Source organism: Pedobacter sp. MR2016-24, from assembly GCF_026239655.1.
Taxonomy (GTDB): domain Bacteria; phylum Bacteroidota; class Bacteroidia; order Sphingobacteriales; family Sphingobacteriaceae; genus Pedobacter.
Genome location: NZ_JAPIVO010000003.1, coordinates 253,538 through 271,079, shown reverse-complemented (window position 1 = coordinate 271,079; position 17,542 = coordinate 253,538). Strand labels below are relative to the sequence as shown.

The 17,542-nt window shown below is 38.6% G+C and carries 16 protein-coding genes; 12 read left to right on the top strand and 4 right to left on the bottom strand.

Annotation, left to right across the window (positions count from 1 at the left end):
* Window position 1: 1 nt before the first annotated feature.
* From OQX62_RS08855 to OQX62_RS08810, 10 genes are all read left to right on the top strand, one after another.
* Window positions 2–310: a phosphoribosylpyrophosphate synthetase gene (locus OQX62_RS08855; protein ID WP_265831118.1), complete on the top strand. Its 309-nt coding sequence runs from the start codon at window positions 2–4 to the stop codon at window positions 308–310.
* Between the two features lie 204 nt (window positions 311–514).
* Window positions 515–1,015, top strand: a complete 501-nt coding sequence (locus OQX62_RS08850; protein WP_265831616.1) for a fasciclin domain-containing protein — start codon at window positions 515–517, stop codon at window positions 1,013–1,015.
* A gap of 371 nt (window positions 1,016–1,386) precedes the next feature.
* The gene (locus OQX62_RS08845) at window positions 1,387–1,587 is read left to right on the top strand and encodes a coproporphyrinogen III oxidase (RefSeq protein ID WP_265831117.1); all 201 of its coding nucleotides are present in this window, start codon (window positions 1,387–1,389) and stop codon (window positions 1,585–1,587) included.
* Window positions 1,588–1,712: 125 nt separating this feature from the next.
* Complete coding sequence (gene hemF, locus OQX62_RS08840; RefSeq protein ID WP_265831116.1) at window positions 1,713–2,618, top strand: oxygen-dependent coproporphyrinogen oxidase; 906 nt, start codon at window positions 1,713–1,715, stop codon at window positions 2,616–2,618.
* Window positions 2,619–2,715: 97 nt separating this feature from the next.
* Window positions 2,716–5,337 (top strand): DNA gyrase subunit A, encoded by a 2,622-nt coding sequence (gene gyrA, locus OQX62_RS08835; RefSeq protein WP_265831115.1) that lies wholly within the window; start codon window positions 2,716–2,718, stop codon window positions 5,335–5,337.
* Between the two features lie 21 nt (window positions 5,338–5,358).
* Window positions 5,359–6,441: a tetratricopeptide repeat protein gene (locus OQX62_RS08830; RefSeq protein WP_265831114.1), complete on the top strand. Its 1,083-nt coding sequence runs from the start codon at window positions 5,359–5,361 to the stop codon at window positions 6,439–6,441.
* An 86-nt stretch (window positions 6,442–6,527) separates the two neighbouring features.
* On the top strand, window positions 6,528–7,676 hold the full coding sequence (locus OQX62_RS08825) for a tetratricopeptide repeat protein (protein ID WP_265831113.1): 1,149 nt from the start codon (window positions 6,528–6,530) through the stop codon (window positions 7,674–7,676).
* Between the two features lie 237 nt (window positions 7,677–7,913).
* Entirely contained in the window at window positions 7,914–9,128 is a 1,215-nt protein-coding gene (locus OQX62_RS08820) for a TCR/Tet family MFS transporter (protein ID WP_265831112.1), read from the top strand.
* 113 nt (window positions 9,129–9,241) lie between these two features.
* A complete protein-coding gene (locus OQX62_RS08815) occupies window positions 9,242–11,398 on the top strand; it encodes an FUSC family protein (protein WP_265831111.1) in 2,157 nt (718 codons plus the stop codon).
* A gap of 45 nt (window positions 11,399–11,443) precedes the next feature.
* A complete protein-coding gene (locus OQX62_RS08810) occupies window positions 11,444–11,854 on the top strand; it encodes an organic hydroperoxide resistance protein (protein WP_265831110.1) in 411 nt (136 codons plus the stop codon).
* Window positions 11,855–11,923: 69 nt separating this feature from the next.
* On the opposite strand, the gene mgtE is transcribed toward OQX62_RS08810, so the two are convergent.
* Genes mgtE through OQX62_RS08795 form a run of 3 tightly spaced genes read right to left on the bottom strand, consistent with a single transcriptional unit; the run spans window position 11,924 to window position 15,062 of the window.
* Window positions 11,924–13,273, bottom strand: coding sequence for a magnesium transporter (gene mgtE / locus OQX62_RS08805; protein WP_265831109.1), 1,350 nt, complete (start codon window positions 13,271–13,273; stop codon window positions 11,924–11,926).
* 44 nt (window positions 13,274–13,317) lie between these two features.
* Window positions 13,318–14,436 carry a magnesium/cobalt transporter CorA gene (gene corA, locus OQX62_RS08800; protein WP_265831107.1) on the bottom strand — a complete coding sequence of 373 codons (1,119 nt, stop codon included), beginning with the start codon at window positions 14,434–14,436 and terminating at the stop codon, window positions 13,318–13,320.
* Window positions 14,437–14,450: 14 nt separating this feature from the next.
* Window positions 14,451–15,062 carry a WbqC family protein gene (locus tag OQX62_RS08795; RefSeq protein ID WP_265831106.1) on the bottom strand — a complete coding sequence of 204 codons (612 nt, stop codon included), beginning with the start codon at window positions 15,060–15,062 and terminating at the stop codon, window positions 14,451–14,453.
* 109 nt (window positions 15,063–15,171) lie between these two features.
* Between OQX62_RS08795 and OQX62_RS08790 the strand changes: the two genes are divergently transcribed.
* A complete protein-coding gene (locus tag OQX62_RS08790) occupies window positions 15,172–16,191 on the top strand; it encodes a glycosyltransferase family 2 protein (RefSeq protein ID WP_265831105.1) in 1,020 nt (339 codons plus the stop codon).
* Here the strand turns inward: OQX62_RS08790 and aroQ are convergent.
* Entirely contained in the window at window positions 16,181–16,600 is a 420-nt protein-coding gene (aroQ, locus tag OQX62_RS08785) for a type II 3-dehydroquinate dehydratase (RefSeq protein ID WP_265831104.1), read from the bottom strand. The genes OQX62_RS08790 and aroQ overlap by 11 nt on opposite strands.
* A gap of 42 nt (window positions 16,601–16,642) precedes the next feature.
* Here aroQ and xerD point away from each other — a divergent pair, with 42 nt between their 5' ends.
* Window positions 16,643–17,542, top strand: coding sequence for a site-specific tyrosine recombinase XerD (gene xerD, locus OQX62_RS08780; protein WP_265831102.1), 900 nt, complete (start codon window positions 16,643–16,645; stop codon window positions 17,540–17,542).

Sequence of the window (17,542 nt, the reverse complement as noted above, 5' to 3'; positions counted from 1 at the left end):
TATGTATATATATGACACCTTAACAGCTGCAGTAGAAGATCTTGATAAAAGAGGTTATGAGTACGATTTTAATCTTGCAGAGGATTGTATAGTATGTAAGTCGCTGGATTTGCAGTTAATGCCTGAAGAATTTGAGATTGAGGAATTCTATCGTTTCGAAGGAATGACCGATCCGGGAGATAGTGCAGTAATTTATGCAATTTCCTCGCCTGTAGGTAATCTCAAAGGAGTGTTGATTGATGCCTATGGAGCCTATTCAGAAAATATCTCGCCTGAATTGCTGAATAAATTGAAGATGCATCAGGATTAAAAATTAAATTTATTTAATTGGATAGGTGGATATAAAACCGGCCGCTGAATTATTACGTTAGTTACCACAACAACAAAATATTATATCTAACGAATAAATTCAATTATGAAAAAGCAATTTCTTAACGTGGCAATGTGTTTGTCTCTACTGGCATTAGTATCTGCCTGCAACTCTTCAAAAAGTACTTCTGCAACAGATAGTACAATGACTGATACAAGCATGACCATGGCTGATACCACCACAATGAATACTCAGGAAGGTGTAATGGTTGGCGGAGCGCTAATGGTGCCAACTAAAAATATTGTAGAAAATGCAGCAGAGTCTAAAGATCATACCACATTGGTTGCTGCTGTTAAAGCGGCAGGTTTAGCCGAAACATTGAGCGGTAAGGGACCATTTACTGTGTTCGCACCTACAAATGAAGCATTTGATAAATTACCTGCCGGTACAGTAGATAAGTTGTTGAAACCAGAGATGAAAAAAGATCTTTCGGGAGTACTGACTTACCATGTGGTAGCAGGAAATTACAAAGCTGCAGATTTAAAGGATGGTTTAGAGCTGTCGACAGTGCAGGGACAAAAAATAAAATTTTCTTATAAAGGCGGTCAGTGGTATGTCAATGATGCTAAAATCACGATTACAGATGCAGTTTCAAATAACGGTGTTACACATGTTATAGACGGTGTATTAATGCCGAAAAAATAATCCCGGAATAATTAGTTAATTTTTTTTTGAGCAGCCCCGGTTTAGGTTCCGGGGCTCTTTGGTGATAGGTGTAAGTTTACGAGAGCTATTCCAGGAGAAGACAAGTTGTTATATTGGTCACACATTGGTTTGCCATTGACCAGACATTGGTTTGGTATTGGTCTGATACTGGTTTGGTTTAACGAACTAATGTTACTTAAATGCCATGTTATTATAAGGCGAAGATATCATCTTGACCTTAGTTTACGATTAATCTGATACACGGTAGGACAGTGCAGGCTGATAATCATTTTTCACTGAAAGGGTAAAACCAACATATATAATTCAAACATTGTTATCTTTCAATGTGTTATAGGGCAAAACAGAAAACTATGAAAAAGATAATCTTAAGTCTTGCGTTAGCTGGTTCACTGATGATAGCCGCAACAGCATGCAACTCAACCAAAAATGTGTCCAATTCAACAGATAGCACAACTGTAGATACCACAAGTACAACAACACCTGCAGATACTACCGCTACTGACACGACAAAAACAACACCACCTGATACTACAAAAACACCAGCAATGTAGGATTGTTGGGATAACGAATCAGAAGGCCGTCATCACGACGGCCTTTCTTGTTTTAGTGTAAAATTGAAGAAACATTATTCCATCACGGAGCAGGTTATTTTTATAAAACCTAACTTTGGATACAGATGATGGAAGAGATGTTAAAAGATAAAGTTGTAGCAGCATACAAAAAGATCCAGGATGAGATTTGTCAAAGTTTGGAGTTAGCAGATGGTAATATAAAGTTTGAAGAAGAACTGTGGACAAGAGCAGGTGGTGGTGGCGGACGTACCCGTATTTTTCAGCATGGAAATGTGATTGAGAAAGGTGGTGTTAACTTTTCTGCCGTTTATGGCAAATTACCTGACAAAATCAAAGAAGCTTTCAAAGTAGAAAATGACGAATTTTTTGCCTGTGGTGTTTCCATCGTTATCCATCCCGTTAATCCTTTTGTACCTATCATACATATGAATATCCGGTATTTTGAAATGGATGAGCAGACAAGATGGTTTGGAGGCGGTATTGATTTAACTCCTCATTATGTAATTGATACAGATGTAAGATATTTCCACCATATCCTTAAAAATACATGTGACGAATTTGACGCGTCCTTTTACCCTAAATTCAAAAAGCAGGCAGATGACTACTTTTTCATCAAACACCGAGAGGAGACAAGGGGAGTTGGCGGTATTTTCTATGATCGTTTGAAACCCGAAAATACAGGGCTGGACTGGGATCAGCTTTTTGACTTTTCACTTGCTGTAGGTAACTCATTTATACCGGCTTATACAGAACTGATAGATAGAAACAGGGACACAGCATATTCCGAAAATGAACTGGAATGGCAGTCGCTCAGAAGAAGCCGTTATGCAGAATTTAATCTTGTATATGATTCTGGTACAAAGTTCGGTTTAGAGACAAATGGAAGGATCGAATCTATACTAATGAGCTTACCGCCAATGGCTAAATGGGTATATAATCACAAACCTGCTGAAAACAGTTTAGAAGCTATATCTCTGAGTAAGTTGATAAAAGGTATAGACTGGGCTTAATTTTTTTCCACAATACCCTAAAACAGCAATATTTTCGTAAATTCGCAAGGTTATAACATTACCTTATTAAAATCGTTTTTAACGAACATTACATTATATGGCAGAAGATTTAGAAAATCAGGATAACGACAAAATAATTAAGATTGATATAGACGAGCAGATGAAGTCTGCTTACATCGACTATTCGATGTCTGTTATTGTATCAAGGGCATTACCTGATGTACGTGACGGATTGAAACCAGTGCACAGACGTGTACTATACGGTATGCTCGATTTAGGGCTTGCCAGTAATAAGCCTTATAAAAAGTCTGCCCGTATCGTCGGTGAAGTATTAGGTAAGTATCACCCGCATGGTGACTCATCAGTATACATGACCATGGTAAGGATGGCGCAGGAGTGGAGTTTACGCTATCTGCTCGTAGAAGGACAGGGTAACTACGGTTCAATAGATGGAGATTCTCCGGCAGCAATGCGTTATACTGAAGCCAGATTTCAGAAAATTGCTGAAGACATGCTGGCAGATATCAATAAAGATACTGTAGACTTCCAGCTGAATTTTGATGATTCCCTGCAGGAGCCGACAGTATTACCTGCTAAGGTTCCGAATTTATTAATCAATGGTTCATCAGGTATTGCGGTAGGTATGGCAACAAATATGCCTCCTCACAATATTACGGAAGTAATCGGTGCAACCATCGCCTACATTGAAAATAACGAAATCACTATTCCTGAGTTGATGAAATTTGTTAAAGGACCAGATTTTCCTACTGGTGCTATAATATATGGATATAACGGTGTTCAGGAGGCTTTCGAAACCGGAAGAGGACGTATCGTAATGCGTGCTAAAGCGGAAATCGAAACTGTTAAAGACAGGGAAACAATTATCGTTACCGAAATTCCTTACCAGGTAAACAAAGCCATGATGATTGAGCGTACTGCTGAATTGGTTGGTGAGAAGAAACTGGAAGGTATTTCCAACATTAAAGATGAGTCTAATAAAGATGGTATCCGTATTGTTTACGAAATCAAACGTGATGCGAATGCTGCTATAGTGCTGAATAACCTGTTTAAACAAACTGCACTGCAAACTTCATTCAGCGTAAACAACATTGCTTTGGTTAAAGGCCGTCCGCAAATGCTGAACCTGAAAGATCTGATCAGGTATTTTGTTGAGCACAGACATGAAGTAATTGTACGTCGTACCAAATTTGAACTGAACGAGGCGCAGAAACGTGCCCATATTCTCGAAGGTTTATTAATTGCGTTAGATCACCTGGATGAAGTAATTAAATTAATTCGCGGCTCAAATACTCCGGAAGAAGCAAGAACTGGTTTAATGGAGCAGTTTGGCCTGAGTGACATTCAGGCACGTGCGATTCTTGATATGACATTGCGTCGTTTGACAGGTCTGGAAAGAGATAAGATCAAAGATGAGTACAATGAGTTGATGAAAACCATCGCTTATTTACAGTCTATTCTGGATGACGAGAGCCTGCGTATGCAGATTATCAAAGATGAGCTTTCTGAGATGCTGGAGAAATATGGCGATGAGCGTAGAACGCAAATCGTACATTCAGCGGAAGATATGAGCATGGAAGACTTCATTGAAGATGAAGAGGTAGTGATTACTATTTCCCATGAAGGATATATCAAACGTACACCAGCTACAGAATACCGTACACAGGCAAGGGGTGGTAAAGGGTCAAAAGGAAGTGATTCCAGAAATGAAGATTTCATTGAGCACTTACTGATTGCTTCCAATCATAACTACATGTTGTTCTTCACGGAGACAGGACGTTGCTTCTGGTTAAGGGTTTATGAAATTCCGGAGGGCTCGAGACTAAGTAAGGGTAGAGCAATCCAGAATATCATCAATATTCCTAAAGAAGAGAAAATTAAAGCTTATATTAAAGTAAAAAATCTTAAAGACCAGGATTACCTTGATAATAACTATATTATCATGTGTACTAAAAAAGGAACGATTAAGAAAACTTCTCTTGAAGCTTACTCAAGACCAAGGGTAAATGGAATCAATGCAATAAACATCAATGAGGGTGATCAGTTGCTTGAAGCAAGTTTAACCAGCGGATCGAGTGAAATTGTAATGGCACTGCGCTCTGGTCGTGCAATCAGGTTCAACGAATCTACTGTAAGACCTATGGGCAGAACAGCTACAGGAGTGAGAGGGGTAACTCTGGCCCATGATAAGGATGAGGTTGTTGGCATGATTGCTGTTGATGATCCAACAGCGACGGTAATGGTAGTTTCAGAAAAAGGTTACGGTAAACGTACTGACATTGATGATTACCGCGTTACTAACAGGGGAGGTAAAGGTGTTAAAACCATTACGATCACTGAAAAGACCGGAGATCTTATTGCTATAAAGAGCGTCACAGATGCGGATGACCTGATGATCATCAATAAATCTGGTATCGTTATCAGAATTGTACTGAGCCAGCTAAGAGTAATCGGAAGAGCTACGCAAGGTGTTAGACTGATCAATTTAAAAGGAAATGATGCAATTGCATCTGTTGCTAAGATTGAACATGAAGACGATCCTGAAGAAGAAGTTGCTGAAGACTTAATCGTTGATGGAATAGTTGAAGAAGGTGCTGAAGGAACAGTTGCCGAAACTACCGAAGAAGCCGAAGAACAGGATGAGGAATCGGATGATGATACTGAAGACGAGTCAGATGACGACACTGAAGAAAAAAATTAATATAAGTAAACAAAAATCAATATGAAAAAAGTACTTTTAAGTATGTTATTATTAGGTGCTGCCACCTATGCTAACGCTCAAAAGGGTGAGGTTTCCAAAGCGAAGAATGCTTGGGCTCTTGCTAAATTTGCAGGCGCTCAAACCCAGCCATTAGAAACGACTTTAAAAACTCTAGCAGAAGGATTGAAAAATACTGATAATGCTATTGCCAACGAAAAGTCTAAAACTATGCCTGAAGCATGGTCTTACAGAGCACTATTTGCTTCCAGGATTTCATTTGTAGATTCGCTGAATGTTCAGAATGCATTAGCTAATGACAAAATTGCTGAAGAAGCAATTGTTAAAGCTAAAGAATTGGATACTAAAGGGGCTGAAAAAGAGAATATCTCTGAAGCAGAACTGACATTATCAAATGCAGCCAGAAACAGAGCTATCTTTGCTTACAATAAAAAGGATTATAAATCTGCTTTAGAGTTTTTCAATCAGGTAACTGCTAAAAACCCTACAGATACAGCAAATTTTGTAAATGCTGGTGTTACGGCAAAACAAATTGAGAACTATCCTGAAATGGTTAGAAATTTCAAATCTGCTATTCAGTTAGGTTATAAAGATGGTGAATCATTATACAGTGAGGTGATCTCTACAACTTTTGAAAAAGTTAAAGACACAGTTGCTGGTACTGCTTTACTGGAAGAAGCAATTGCTAAATATCCTGAAAATCCATATTTCGTGGGAATGCAGACTGACCTTTATATTAAAAAAGGAAACATCGCGAAATCTCAGGAATTATTGGCTAAACTAATTGCTAAAGATGGCAAAAATGCTGCTTACCAGTATGCAATGGGAGATACCTACTACAAACAGGCGCTGGACTTGCAGGGTAAAAGAAATGCAATTGATGCTAAAAAGAAAAAGGAATTTGATGCCATAACAACAAAAATGACCGGATTTATTGATCAGGCATTACCATATTACAAAAAAGCATATGAGTTAGATCCCAAAATGACTTCGGCATTGGAAAATCTAAAGATTATCTATGCATTTAAGGATGATAAGGTAAATTATGAAGCAACAAAAAAATTGCTTGATGCTGCTAAACAATAATCTTTAATATCATGATATTAAAAGAGGGATATTTTTATCCCTCTTTTTTTTTGTATAAATTTGTACCAAAGCCTAACCTCTGAAATATGATAGATAAGAAATATATTTTGCCCGCTGCTCTTTGTGTAATCATGAACGTACAGTCTGCTTATTCGCAAATCACACAATTGCAGATTGCCCGAAATAGCGTCGGTAAACTTCAGATGGCCATTGCAAATAAAAAAGATCAAAACACGCAGATGGCAATTCTGGGAGAGGGGATCAAAGCCAGCGAATCTGCAGAAAAGGATAAAAAGACCAGAAAATGGCCGGAAACATGGGCTATCAAATCATACTTAAGTTCTTATATAGCGATTATGGATCCAAATGAATCTAATGCTGATAAGTATTTTGACCTTGCATTAAATGCGATAGACTCAGCAAAAAGATTTGATAAATTTGAAGACAACTCAGGTTTAATTGCAGCTTCTAATTATAATATAAATATTAAAAAACAGCAGAAGGGAAATTCTGCATATGAAGCTAAAGATTTTGAAGCAGCCTATAATTATTTGAAACAGGTTAGTGATTTTTTTCCAAAAGATACCACATTAGCTATCAACACAGCTTTAAGTGCACAAGGTCTGAAAAGAGATGATGAAGCTTTGACTTATTATAAACGTGCAAAGGAGAACGGAGCCAGAAATCCTGTGATCTTTCAACGTATGGAAAATATTTATGTAGGTAAACTGGATAAAGAAGCAGCACTGAAGATTGTACAGGAGGGTATTGCGTTAAATCCCTATAATACCATGTTAAACAATGATTATATCAATATGTTGCTAGATAACGGAAAGTATACGGAAGCTAGACAAATTATTGAGAGCACACTGAAAGTAGATACCAGAAGTAAGTTGCTGTATTATTTGTACGGTTATCTGCACCAGCAAAACGCGAATCTGGGTACCGCAGAACTAGCTTATAACAAATCGCTTACGCTTGACAAGAATTATTTTGATGCATTATATCAGCTGGGATTAGTATACGTAAATCTTGGTAATCAGGCCTTGAATGCAGATGCACGTGATGCAGCCAAATTCTCATCATCTTTAAACCGTGCTGAAATCATATTATTACAGGCACACCAGGTAAAACCGAAGGATAAGGCAACCATCAATCTTTTAATAGAAATCTATACCAGGAAAAACAGATTTGATAAAGTTCAGGAATTTAAAGCTCAGCTGGACGAATTTTAGTACATAGGGAAAAACCAAAGAATAACCTCCAAAGAAGAGGGTATACAATAACGTACTTAACATAATATTAATTATGTTGTATTATTTATTTATCTTTATAGACCTTCAAATCATACTACCAGGTGTTTCATCATAATGGATCGAAGCCGTTGTTGCTAATTATATTAATATGATTTAATAGCAGATATGCTTTTTGATTAGTGAAAATAAAGTTAGATTTACTTATCAAATATAATTATGGCTTCTCAGAAAAAATCCGCAATCGGTTTTATCTTCATCACACTTTTAATAGATTTTACAGGCTTTGGTATTATCATTCCGGTTCTCCCAAAATTAATTGAGGAACTTACAGGTGGCGGTTTAAGTTTGGCCGCAGTTTACGGTGGCTGGTTAACGATTTCATATTCTGTAATGCAGTTTATCAGTGCACCGGTGCTCGGCGGACTGAGTGATAAATTTGGTCGCAGACCGGTTCTATTAGCATCTCTATTCGGACTTGGTGTCGATTATATATTTCTGGCTTTTGCGCCAAGTATTTTCTGGTTGTTTATAGGCCGTATTGTTGCAGGAGTTACAGGTGCAAGTTTCACAACCGCACAGGCATATATTGCTGACGTGAGCGAGCCTGAAAAACGCGCTCAGAACTTTGGTTTGGTCGGTGCAGCATTTGGCATTGGCTTTATTGTAGGCCCGGTCATTGGCGGTTTATTTAGCCATTATGGATTAAGGATTCCATTTATAATTTCTGCAGGCCTGGCATTGCTGAACTGGTTATATGGTTATTTCATTTTACCCGAGTCTCTGGCCAAAGAAAACAGGCGCTCTTTTGAATGGAAGCGCGCCAATCCGGTAGGCTCCCTCCTGCGCATCAGAAAATTCCCGGCCTTGATTGGCTTACTTTCTACGATGCTGCTTTTATACATTGCAAGCCATGCTGTACAATCCACCTGGACCTATTATACGATGGAAAAGTTTCGTTGGAGTGAAGCATGGGTAGGTTATTCACTTAGTTTTGTCGGCATCGTTGTGGGAATCGTTCAGGGAGGTCTGATCAGAGTAATTATTCCTAAAATCGGTCAGGTCAAAGCAGTTTACTATGGACTGGTTTTATATGTAATCGGTTTCCTGCTTTTTGCCTTCGCTTCTGAGGGCTGGATGATGTTTGTATTTATGCTGCCATACGGACTCGCCGGCATATTTGGCCCGGCAATGCAGGGGATCATTTCAAATAATGTCGAAGCAAATTCACAGGGAGAAATTCAGGGTGTAATCGCAGGCCTGATGAGCGCTGCTGCCATTATAGGTCCTTTAGTAATGACTAATCTATTTGCCTGGTTTACGGATAAAAATCATGGCATTTACTTTCCGGCTGCCCCTTATTTGCTTGCAGCAGGCTTAACGGTAGCAGGTATATTTGTCTGTTCTGCCAGTTTGAAAAAATATCATTCCTGATGGTTTATCGCTGATATTTCCTGCATAAATTCAATGAATACTTAGATTTCCGGTCAGATTATTGTTATGGCAAAGAAAGATCTGTTGTCGATACGAATGAAAATAAATTATACATGTTAAACCGCCCGATCAGAAGCATTCAGGATTTTTTATTAAGCACTTACTTTGCAGACGGATTACGTATAACGGTTGGTGTTTTGTTTCCTTCTTTGATTTTAGCGCAATTCGGATTGCTGAAGTTCGGCATGACGCTTTCACTTGGCGCATTATGTGTGAGTGTTGTGGATACACCAGGCCCTGCTGTGCACCGTAGAAATGCGATGCTGTTAACTACAGCACTCATCACAGTTCTTTCAGTAGTAGTCGGCTTAACTAATAAAAGCCAGTATTTTGTAGGGATTCTTCTCGTCATCTGCAGTTTTTTATTTTCTATGCTATTTCTCTATGGTACCCGCGCCGCAGCTATCGGAACAGCAACCTTGCTGGTAATGGTATTGAGTATAGATGATATAAGGCCCTGGAATGACGTGTTGATTTATTCGGGACTGATTTTTATTGGCAGTATCTGGTACGCTTTTCTCAGCTTTTTCTTCTATACATTGAGACCATACCGTATCGTGCAGCAAACGCTAAGCGAATCTGTACATGAAGTGAGTGAATTTTTAAGGTCGAAAGCTAAATTTTACCACCAGAATGTAAACTATGATGATAATTATGCTGAACTGCTGCAACTGCAGGTTCAGGTGCATGAAAAGCAGGATGCTGTGCGTGAACTGTTATTCAGAACACGGGAAATTGTAAGGGAATCTACGCCGGAAGGCAGATTTTTATTATTGGTATTTGTAGATATGGTTGATCTTTATGAACAGGTAATGTCTACATATTATAATTATCAGCATCTTCATGATCAGTTTGATAGTGTAGGCATATTATCTCGATACGAACTGGTGATCAACAGGATTGCAACTGAACTGGATGAGATTGCCTTCGCTTTAAAAACAGGATGGACCCCTCGCCCACCGACTTATTTGATTGAGGATGTAGACCGCCTTAAAAAGGAAATTTTAGCGCTGGAAAAGGATAATACCGATGGAAAATATAATACGCTGGGTATCATTGCCTTGAAAAATATCGAGGTTAATATCGAAAATATTCTTTCACGTGTTAAAACCATCAACGGATATTTCAATAAAAAAGAAAAAAAGAACCTGAAAAATAGAACTATTGATACAGAGCGTTTCATTACCAGACAAAGCGTTGATAAAAAGCTATTTTTCGATAACCTCACTTTCAGCTCATCAACTTTCAGGCATTCGCTGAGAGTGTCTATAGTGATGCTGATTGGATTTCTTGTGGCAAGAATTATGGATTCTTCACATAGCTACTGGATCTTGCTGACCGTATTGGTTATATCGAAACCAGGCTTTAGTTTAACTAAAGAGCGAAATTACCAGCGTTTGATAGGAACAGTAATTGGTGCTTTTATCGGGATGGGAATACTGGTATATATTCAGGACAGACATACCTTATTTGCAATTCTGCTTTTTTGCATGATCGGAGCCTATAGCTTTCAGCGTAAAAATTATGTAGTAAGCGTACTATTTATGACACCATATATCCTGGTGTTATTCGACTTTCTGGGAATGGGAAGTTTGTCCGTGGCACGTGAAAGGATTTACGATACGCTTATTGGATCTGGTATTGCGTTGCTGGGAAGTTACACTTTGTTTCCTAACTGGGAACACCAGAACCTGAAGGATGCGATGTTAAAAACACTGGCTGCTAACGTAGCCTATTTTGAACAGGTAACTTTTCTTTATTTTAATAAAGAGTACGATATGACCAGTTATAAACTGGCAAGAAAAGAAGTATATGTTTCTTCGGCTAACCTGGCTTCCCTATTTACGAGAATGTTCTCAGAACCAAAAAGCAAACAGGTACTGATGAAGGAGATGCATCAGTTTACTGCGTTAAATCACTTGTTATCATCCTACATAGCCACCTTATCACTTTACAACAAAGAACACTCATTCGTGGTTTCCAATCTGGAAGATTTAAAGCCGGTGATGAACAATACCATCTATCTCCTTAATTTATCCTCGCAGTACCTGGTTAAAAATAATGGGGAAATCAGTAATGTTCCGCTGATTAAAAGTGCGGATAACAACAGGCAGCTCAATTCCGATGAACTCCTCATCATCGAGCAATTTGACTTGATCCAAAAGGTGGCCTATGACATCTTCAAACTGTGTGAGAAGATTAAATTGTAAAACTTTAAGCGGTTTTTTGTGTTGTACTGATATAATAAAATTATAATGGAAAAGCTATATACAGCTGTAGTTACAGCAAAAGGAGGTCGTGACGGACATATTAAGTCGAGTGATAATACTATTGAATTTGATATCAGAACCCCTAAGGAAATGGGTGGTCAGGGTGGCGGTACAAATCCTGAGCAATTATTTGCAGCAGCATGGGGACCTTGTTATTTAGGTGCATTGGGATCTGTAGGTAAAACTGCTGGTGTAGATACGAGTGAAGCAACAGTAGACGTTCAGGTGTCCTTTAACCAGGATGGTAACGCTTATGTATTATCTGCTGAACTGGATGTCCATATTCCTGGAATAAGTCAGGAAGAAGCGCAGGTAATGGCAGATAAGGCACACAAAGCCTGTCCTTATTCTAAAGCTACCCGGGGTAATATTGAAGTTAGAGTAACCGCGATATAAAAAAACTATTTTAACAAAGAAGGCTTCTGATTTTCAGAAGCCTTCTTTGTTAATGAATACAGACAAGCACTACAACAAGAGTTTACTCGCCAGTCCCAGTAAAAAGAGGAAACCGAAAACATCCGTGAACGTCGTAATAATGATAGACGAAGCAATCGCCGGATCAATCCCCACCCGTTTTAAAATCAATGGTATCCCTGCTCCTGTTATCCCCGCTATCAGCAGATTTCCTGTCATTGCAAGAAAAATGACAACTCCAAGCATTAAGTTTTTATCAAAAAATATCGAAAAGATCAGCACAATTAACCCTGTAACAGCTCCGTTAATCAATCCAACGGTGAATTCTTTCAGTACAGTTCTGTATGCCTGATTATCTGTAAGGTCGTACAAAGAGATACGACGTACGGTTACTGCCAATGCCTGCGTCGCCGCATTCCCGCCCATCCCGGCAATAATGACCATATAAGCAGAAAGTACTACAATTTTATGCATAGTAGGTTCGTAGTACCTCACTACCGCAGAGGCCAGAAAAGCTGTACCCAGATTAAGGATAAGCCATGGCAACCTCGACTTTACCGCTTCAATCCAGTTACCACTAAGTTCTTCATCCTCAGATACGCCGGAAATTTTTAAAATATCTTCCGTATTTTCGTCTTCCAGCACATCGATCACATCATCAAAGGTAACCCTGCCCAGCAATTTCATATTCTCGTCGAGAACAGGAATACTGGTAATATTATACTGAGAAATTAGTCTTGCTACTTCTTCCTGATCAGTGTTCGGACTTACCCAGGCTACATCTGTTTTTACCAGTTCAGTAATCTGAACATTTCCCTTAGCCTTGATAATATCTTTTAAAGAGACGATTCCGTGAAAAACGTTATGGTCGTCTATAACGAAGATAGTATAGAACTCTTCAATCTCCTCACTCTGCCTGATGATTTCATCGATAGCATCTTTTTTTGTCAGATGTAAATGTATCCTGATAAACTCAGTATTCATCAGACCACCCGCCGTGTCCTCATCGTAGCGGAGAAGATTTCTGATGCTGGATGCATCATCTTCACTCAGGTCACTTAAAATTTCCTTCTGCTCATGCTCATCCAGCTGTGAGATAATATCAGTAGCATCATCATAGTCGAGCTCTTCTACAATTTCTGTACGTTTATCGGGATGTAGCTGCAAGAGCAGTTCTTCGGGGTGTGCCTCCTCATGCATCTCCGAAATAATTTCAGATGCGATTTCGACAGGAAGCAAATTGATAATCCGCTGTCTGTCTTCTTTAGTCAGACTTTCAAATAATATAGCAATTTCCGACGCATGGTATTCATCCAGTATAAGAGCTAACTGAATATCACTGCTGTTGAGCGCTGATTTAATTTTGGAAACGTCTGATTTGTCAAGTTCGTAGGATTGCATGTTACGCTAAAGGTAAGCATATTTTGCTTTTTACCCCGTAAAATCTACTTAAACCAACCTTTTCTCCAAAAATAGACCATTTGGACAAGGGCAATGATAAACATAATGATCATGGTATATAAATAACCATGCGCCTGATATAACTCGGGCATATTATCTGGCATCAATTTTCCGGTGATAGGATCCTGTTTGGCGAAATTCATTCCGTAAATACCGGCAATGAAAGTAAGTGGTATAAATATAGAGGAAATAATCGTGAGCACTTTCATGATTTCGTTCATCCTGTTGCTCATGATGGATAAGTACATATCTATATTACTGGCAGATATTTCTTTTAATGATTCCACCAGATCAATGATCTGGATACAATGGTCATAGGCATCGCGGATATAAAGTTTAGTCTGTTCTGTAATGAGCAGACTGTCGCTTCTTAACATATCATTCAATTTATCCCGTTCGGGCCAGGCCACACGTCTGATATTGATGAGGTTACGTTTAATCAGCTGGGTATCAAACATAATTGACTTTTCAGGCTTATCCAGTAACCTGTCCTCTATCAGGTCAAGATCTTCACTCCATTTACTTAAAATATCAAAGTAAGTATCAACAATGATATCCATCAGCGCATACATCATATAACTACTGCCGAGCAGCCTGATATTCCCCTTGCCTCCTTTTAGTCTTGTCCTCACCGGCTGCAGACAATCCTGGTAAGTATCCTGAAAGGTAAAGACTATATTTTCCATCAATATAAATGATAGCTGTGTATTCTCGAGATGATTATCACTGTCCATAAACAGCATTCTGCTGACAGCAAATACATAGTTATCATATTCATCCATCTTCGGACGTTGATAGGTCTGGGTAATATCTTCCAGGACAAGGCGGTTAATCTGAAAGTCCCTGTTCAATATTTCAAATAGCTGAGCAGACCTAAATCCCTTAATCTCAACCCAATAATTAAAATGATGATTACTGACTCTCTCGAGCAAATTACTGATGTTGTCTAATGATTTGAGCTCATAGCTATCTGTATTGTAGATGTGAAGTTTAATTTTCGGTTGGAGCGCATTCTCATCAATATAAATGGAACCCGGACTGGCTCCGGCTTTTGCTAAAGCGTAATTTTTCTTCTTCTTCTTAGATTTTATTTTTTTGTCCATAACCGCAACGGGCACTACAAGTAATTTTTTGCCTGCGGGCCCTGGTTGAACAACAGATCTACGATGCTCATGTTTGGGAGAAATCCTATGCGCTCTTCAAAAACCTGATAATAAGGTTTGGCAGGAACAGTATATTCCGGATTCTTAAAATGAAGTTTGTCCCTGAAATCAGATCCCGGATCCGGATCCTTCACATATTCAGCGGTAAATCTCAATTCTTCTTTCCTTTTTAGTTGTTTAAATAGCCATTGTAATAGCTCCAGATTGTAATCGAACAAATAGTCGAATTTCTTTTCGTAAAATGGTGTAAGCTCATCTTCATAATATTCAAAATAAGCGGAATTGCGATAACAGCTTTCGAGACTCAGCCAGTGCAGTCTTTGCCACTTAAAATCATAGCTGATTTTTACATCTTTGATTTTCGTATGAAATTTAGATCCTTTTACTACCGGGATAAAAAGATCGAGCGGACCGTTAGGAGAATAGATTCTTGCCCGGTTACGGTAGGTCTGCTTGGGGAAATGCTCTTCTCTTTCTATCAGAAAATCAAAATCATGATCTTTTAAAGCGGAAAAATAACTAACTGGCGGAAGATAAAAAAGTGGAAATATAGCTGAACTGTGCATTGGTTAATTTATGTTTGCATTCTCAATTCGGCAAAATAAAGATAAAAAAAGTGTTTTTTTGATTACAGACGCTTTTTTTTACAGAAACTTAAAAACAATTATTAGAATAATGTCAGATCCAAGTGTAGCTGTAGTGATACTTAACTGGAATGGTAAGGACTTACTATCACGATTTTTACCTGGTGTGCTTAAATCAAAATATCCTAATCTTCAGGTAATTGTGGGTGACAATGCATCTACCGACGATTCGGTAGAATTTGTGAGACAGAACTTTCCTCAAATTACCGTTATAGAAAATGACCGTAATTATGGATTTGCCGAAGGTTATAACCGCATATTAGATCAGGTAACTGCAAGTTACTATATTTTGCTGAACTCGGATGTAGAAGTTCCTGAAAATTGGATTTCCCCTGTCATCACACTCATGGAAGCTGATGAAATGATTGCCGCTGCACAGCCTAAGATAAAATGGCAATTGGATAAATCAAAGTTTGAGTACGCAGGTGCTGCAGGTGGTTTTCTGGATATCAATGCATTTCCTTTTTGCCGTGGTCGCATATTCGATATCATTGAAAGTGATCTTGGACAGTATAACGACGTCAGGGAAGTATTCTGGGCAAGTGGGGCTGCATTTTTTATCAAGAGTATAATATGGAAAAAAACAGGTGGTCTGGATCCCGATCTTTTTGCGCATATGGAAGAAATTGATCTTTGCTGGAGATTAAAGAATGAGGGTTATAAAGTAATGTACTGCCCTGACGCTGAAGTATATCACGTTGGCGGAGGAACTTTAGATGCGAAAAATCCTTATAAAGTATTTCTAAATTTCAGGAATAATTTGATGATTATGCAAAAGAACCTTCCCTTCTTTGAAGCATTTATTGGGATATCGGTCAGGATGTGTATTGATCTGGTGGCACTGATTCAATTTGCCGTAAAAGGGGAATTTAAATTTGCTTCCGCAGTCAACAAGGCACATTTTCAATTCGTTAAATCGCTCAGCAAAACAGCTTCAAAACGAAGCGGGAAACAATTGTCTTATACCAAACACACCGGAGTCTATCACTCCAGCGTTGTCTGGGGATTTTTTATAAAAGGAATAAAGCACTTTAGCCGGCTTAAATTTTAATCAGGTGCTCCAACGCCAGTCTGTATCCATCCATTCCTAAACCGGTAATTACCCCACGGCAATTTTTTCCGGTCATAGATACATGGCGAAACTCTTCTCTGGCATATATATTTGATATATGTACTTCAACTACAGGTGTATTGATCGCTGCTATTGCATCCGCAATAGCGACTGATGTATGTGTATAAGCCCCACCATTGAGCACAATACCATCAAATGAAAAACCGGTTTCATGCAACTTATTGATCAGTTCTCCTTCAACATTACTTTGATAATAATTGATTTCAACTTCAGGAAATTTCGCTTTTAACTGCACTAAATAATCTTCAAAGCTCATATTTCCATATACGCCAGGTTCACGCGTGCCTAACAGATTTAAATTGGGCCCATTAATAATTTGTATCTTCATCGTTTCAAACATATAGTTTAAAATTTACACTATAAAATTTTTGTGATTAAATACAGCTACCTCAAAGAATTTACCACTCATCTGAAACTCGAACGCGGACTTTCAGAGAACTCCGTTGCAGCTTACGTCAATGATGTAAATAAACTCGTGCAATATTACGAACAGTTTGAAAAGCAGACCAGTATAACAGAGATAGACCATGCCGGCTTACAGCATTTTGTATCCTGGTTAAATGATTTGGGTATGTTGGCGAACACCCAGGCCAGAGTGATCTCAGGAATTAAAGCTTTTTTTAATTACCTGATACTGGAGAACCTGATTAAAGAGGATCCTTCGGCAATGCTGGAATCACCAAAGCATAACCGGAAGCTACCGGATGTACTGAGTTACGGTGAGATCAATGATCTCATCGCTGCAATAGATGCATCAAAACCTGAAGGAATGCGAAATAAGGCCATGCTGGAAGTTTTGTATGGTTGCGGATTAAGGGTCTCTGAATTAATTACTTTAAAAATCTCCGATCTGAATATACAATCTGAATATATCAAAGTGATTGGAAAAGGAAATAAAGAGCGGATTATACCAATCGGACAGACCGCACTGAAATTGATAACGATTTATCTCACCGAAGTAAGAGTTCATTTGAAAATTAAAAAAGGAAATGAAGATTTCGTATTTTTAAACAGATTGGGAACCCTCCTCTCCCGTATATCCGTTTTTACCATGATCAAAGCACTGGCGGATCAGGCTGGCCTAAATAAAACGATAAGCCCGCATACCTTCAGGCACTCTTTTGCAACGCACCTGATTGAAGGTGGTGCAGACTTACGTGCTGTTCAGGAGATGTTAGGGCATTCCAGCATCACCACGACAGAGATTTATACGCATCTGGACAGAGGATATCTGCAGGGTATTATTAAACAGTTTCACTCCCGTAGCTAG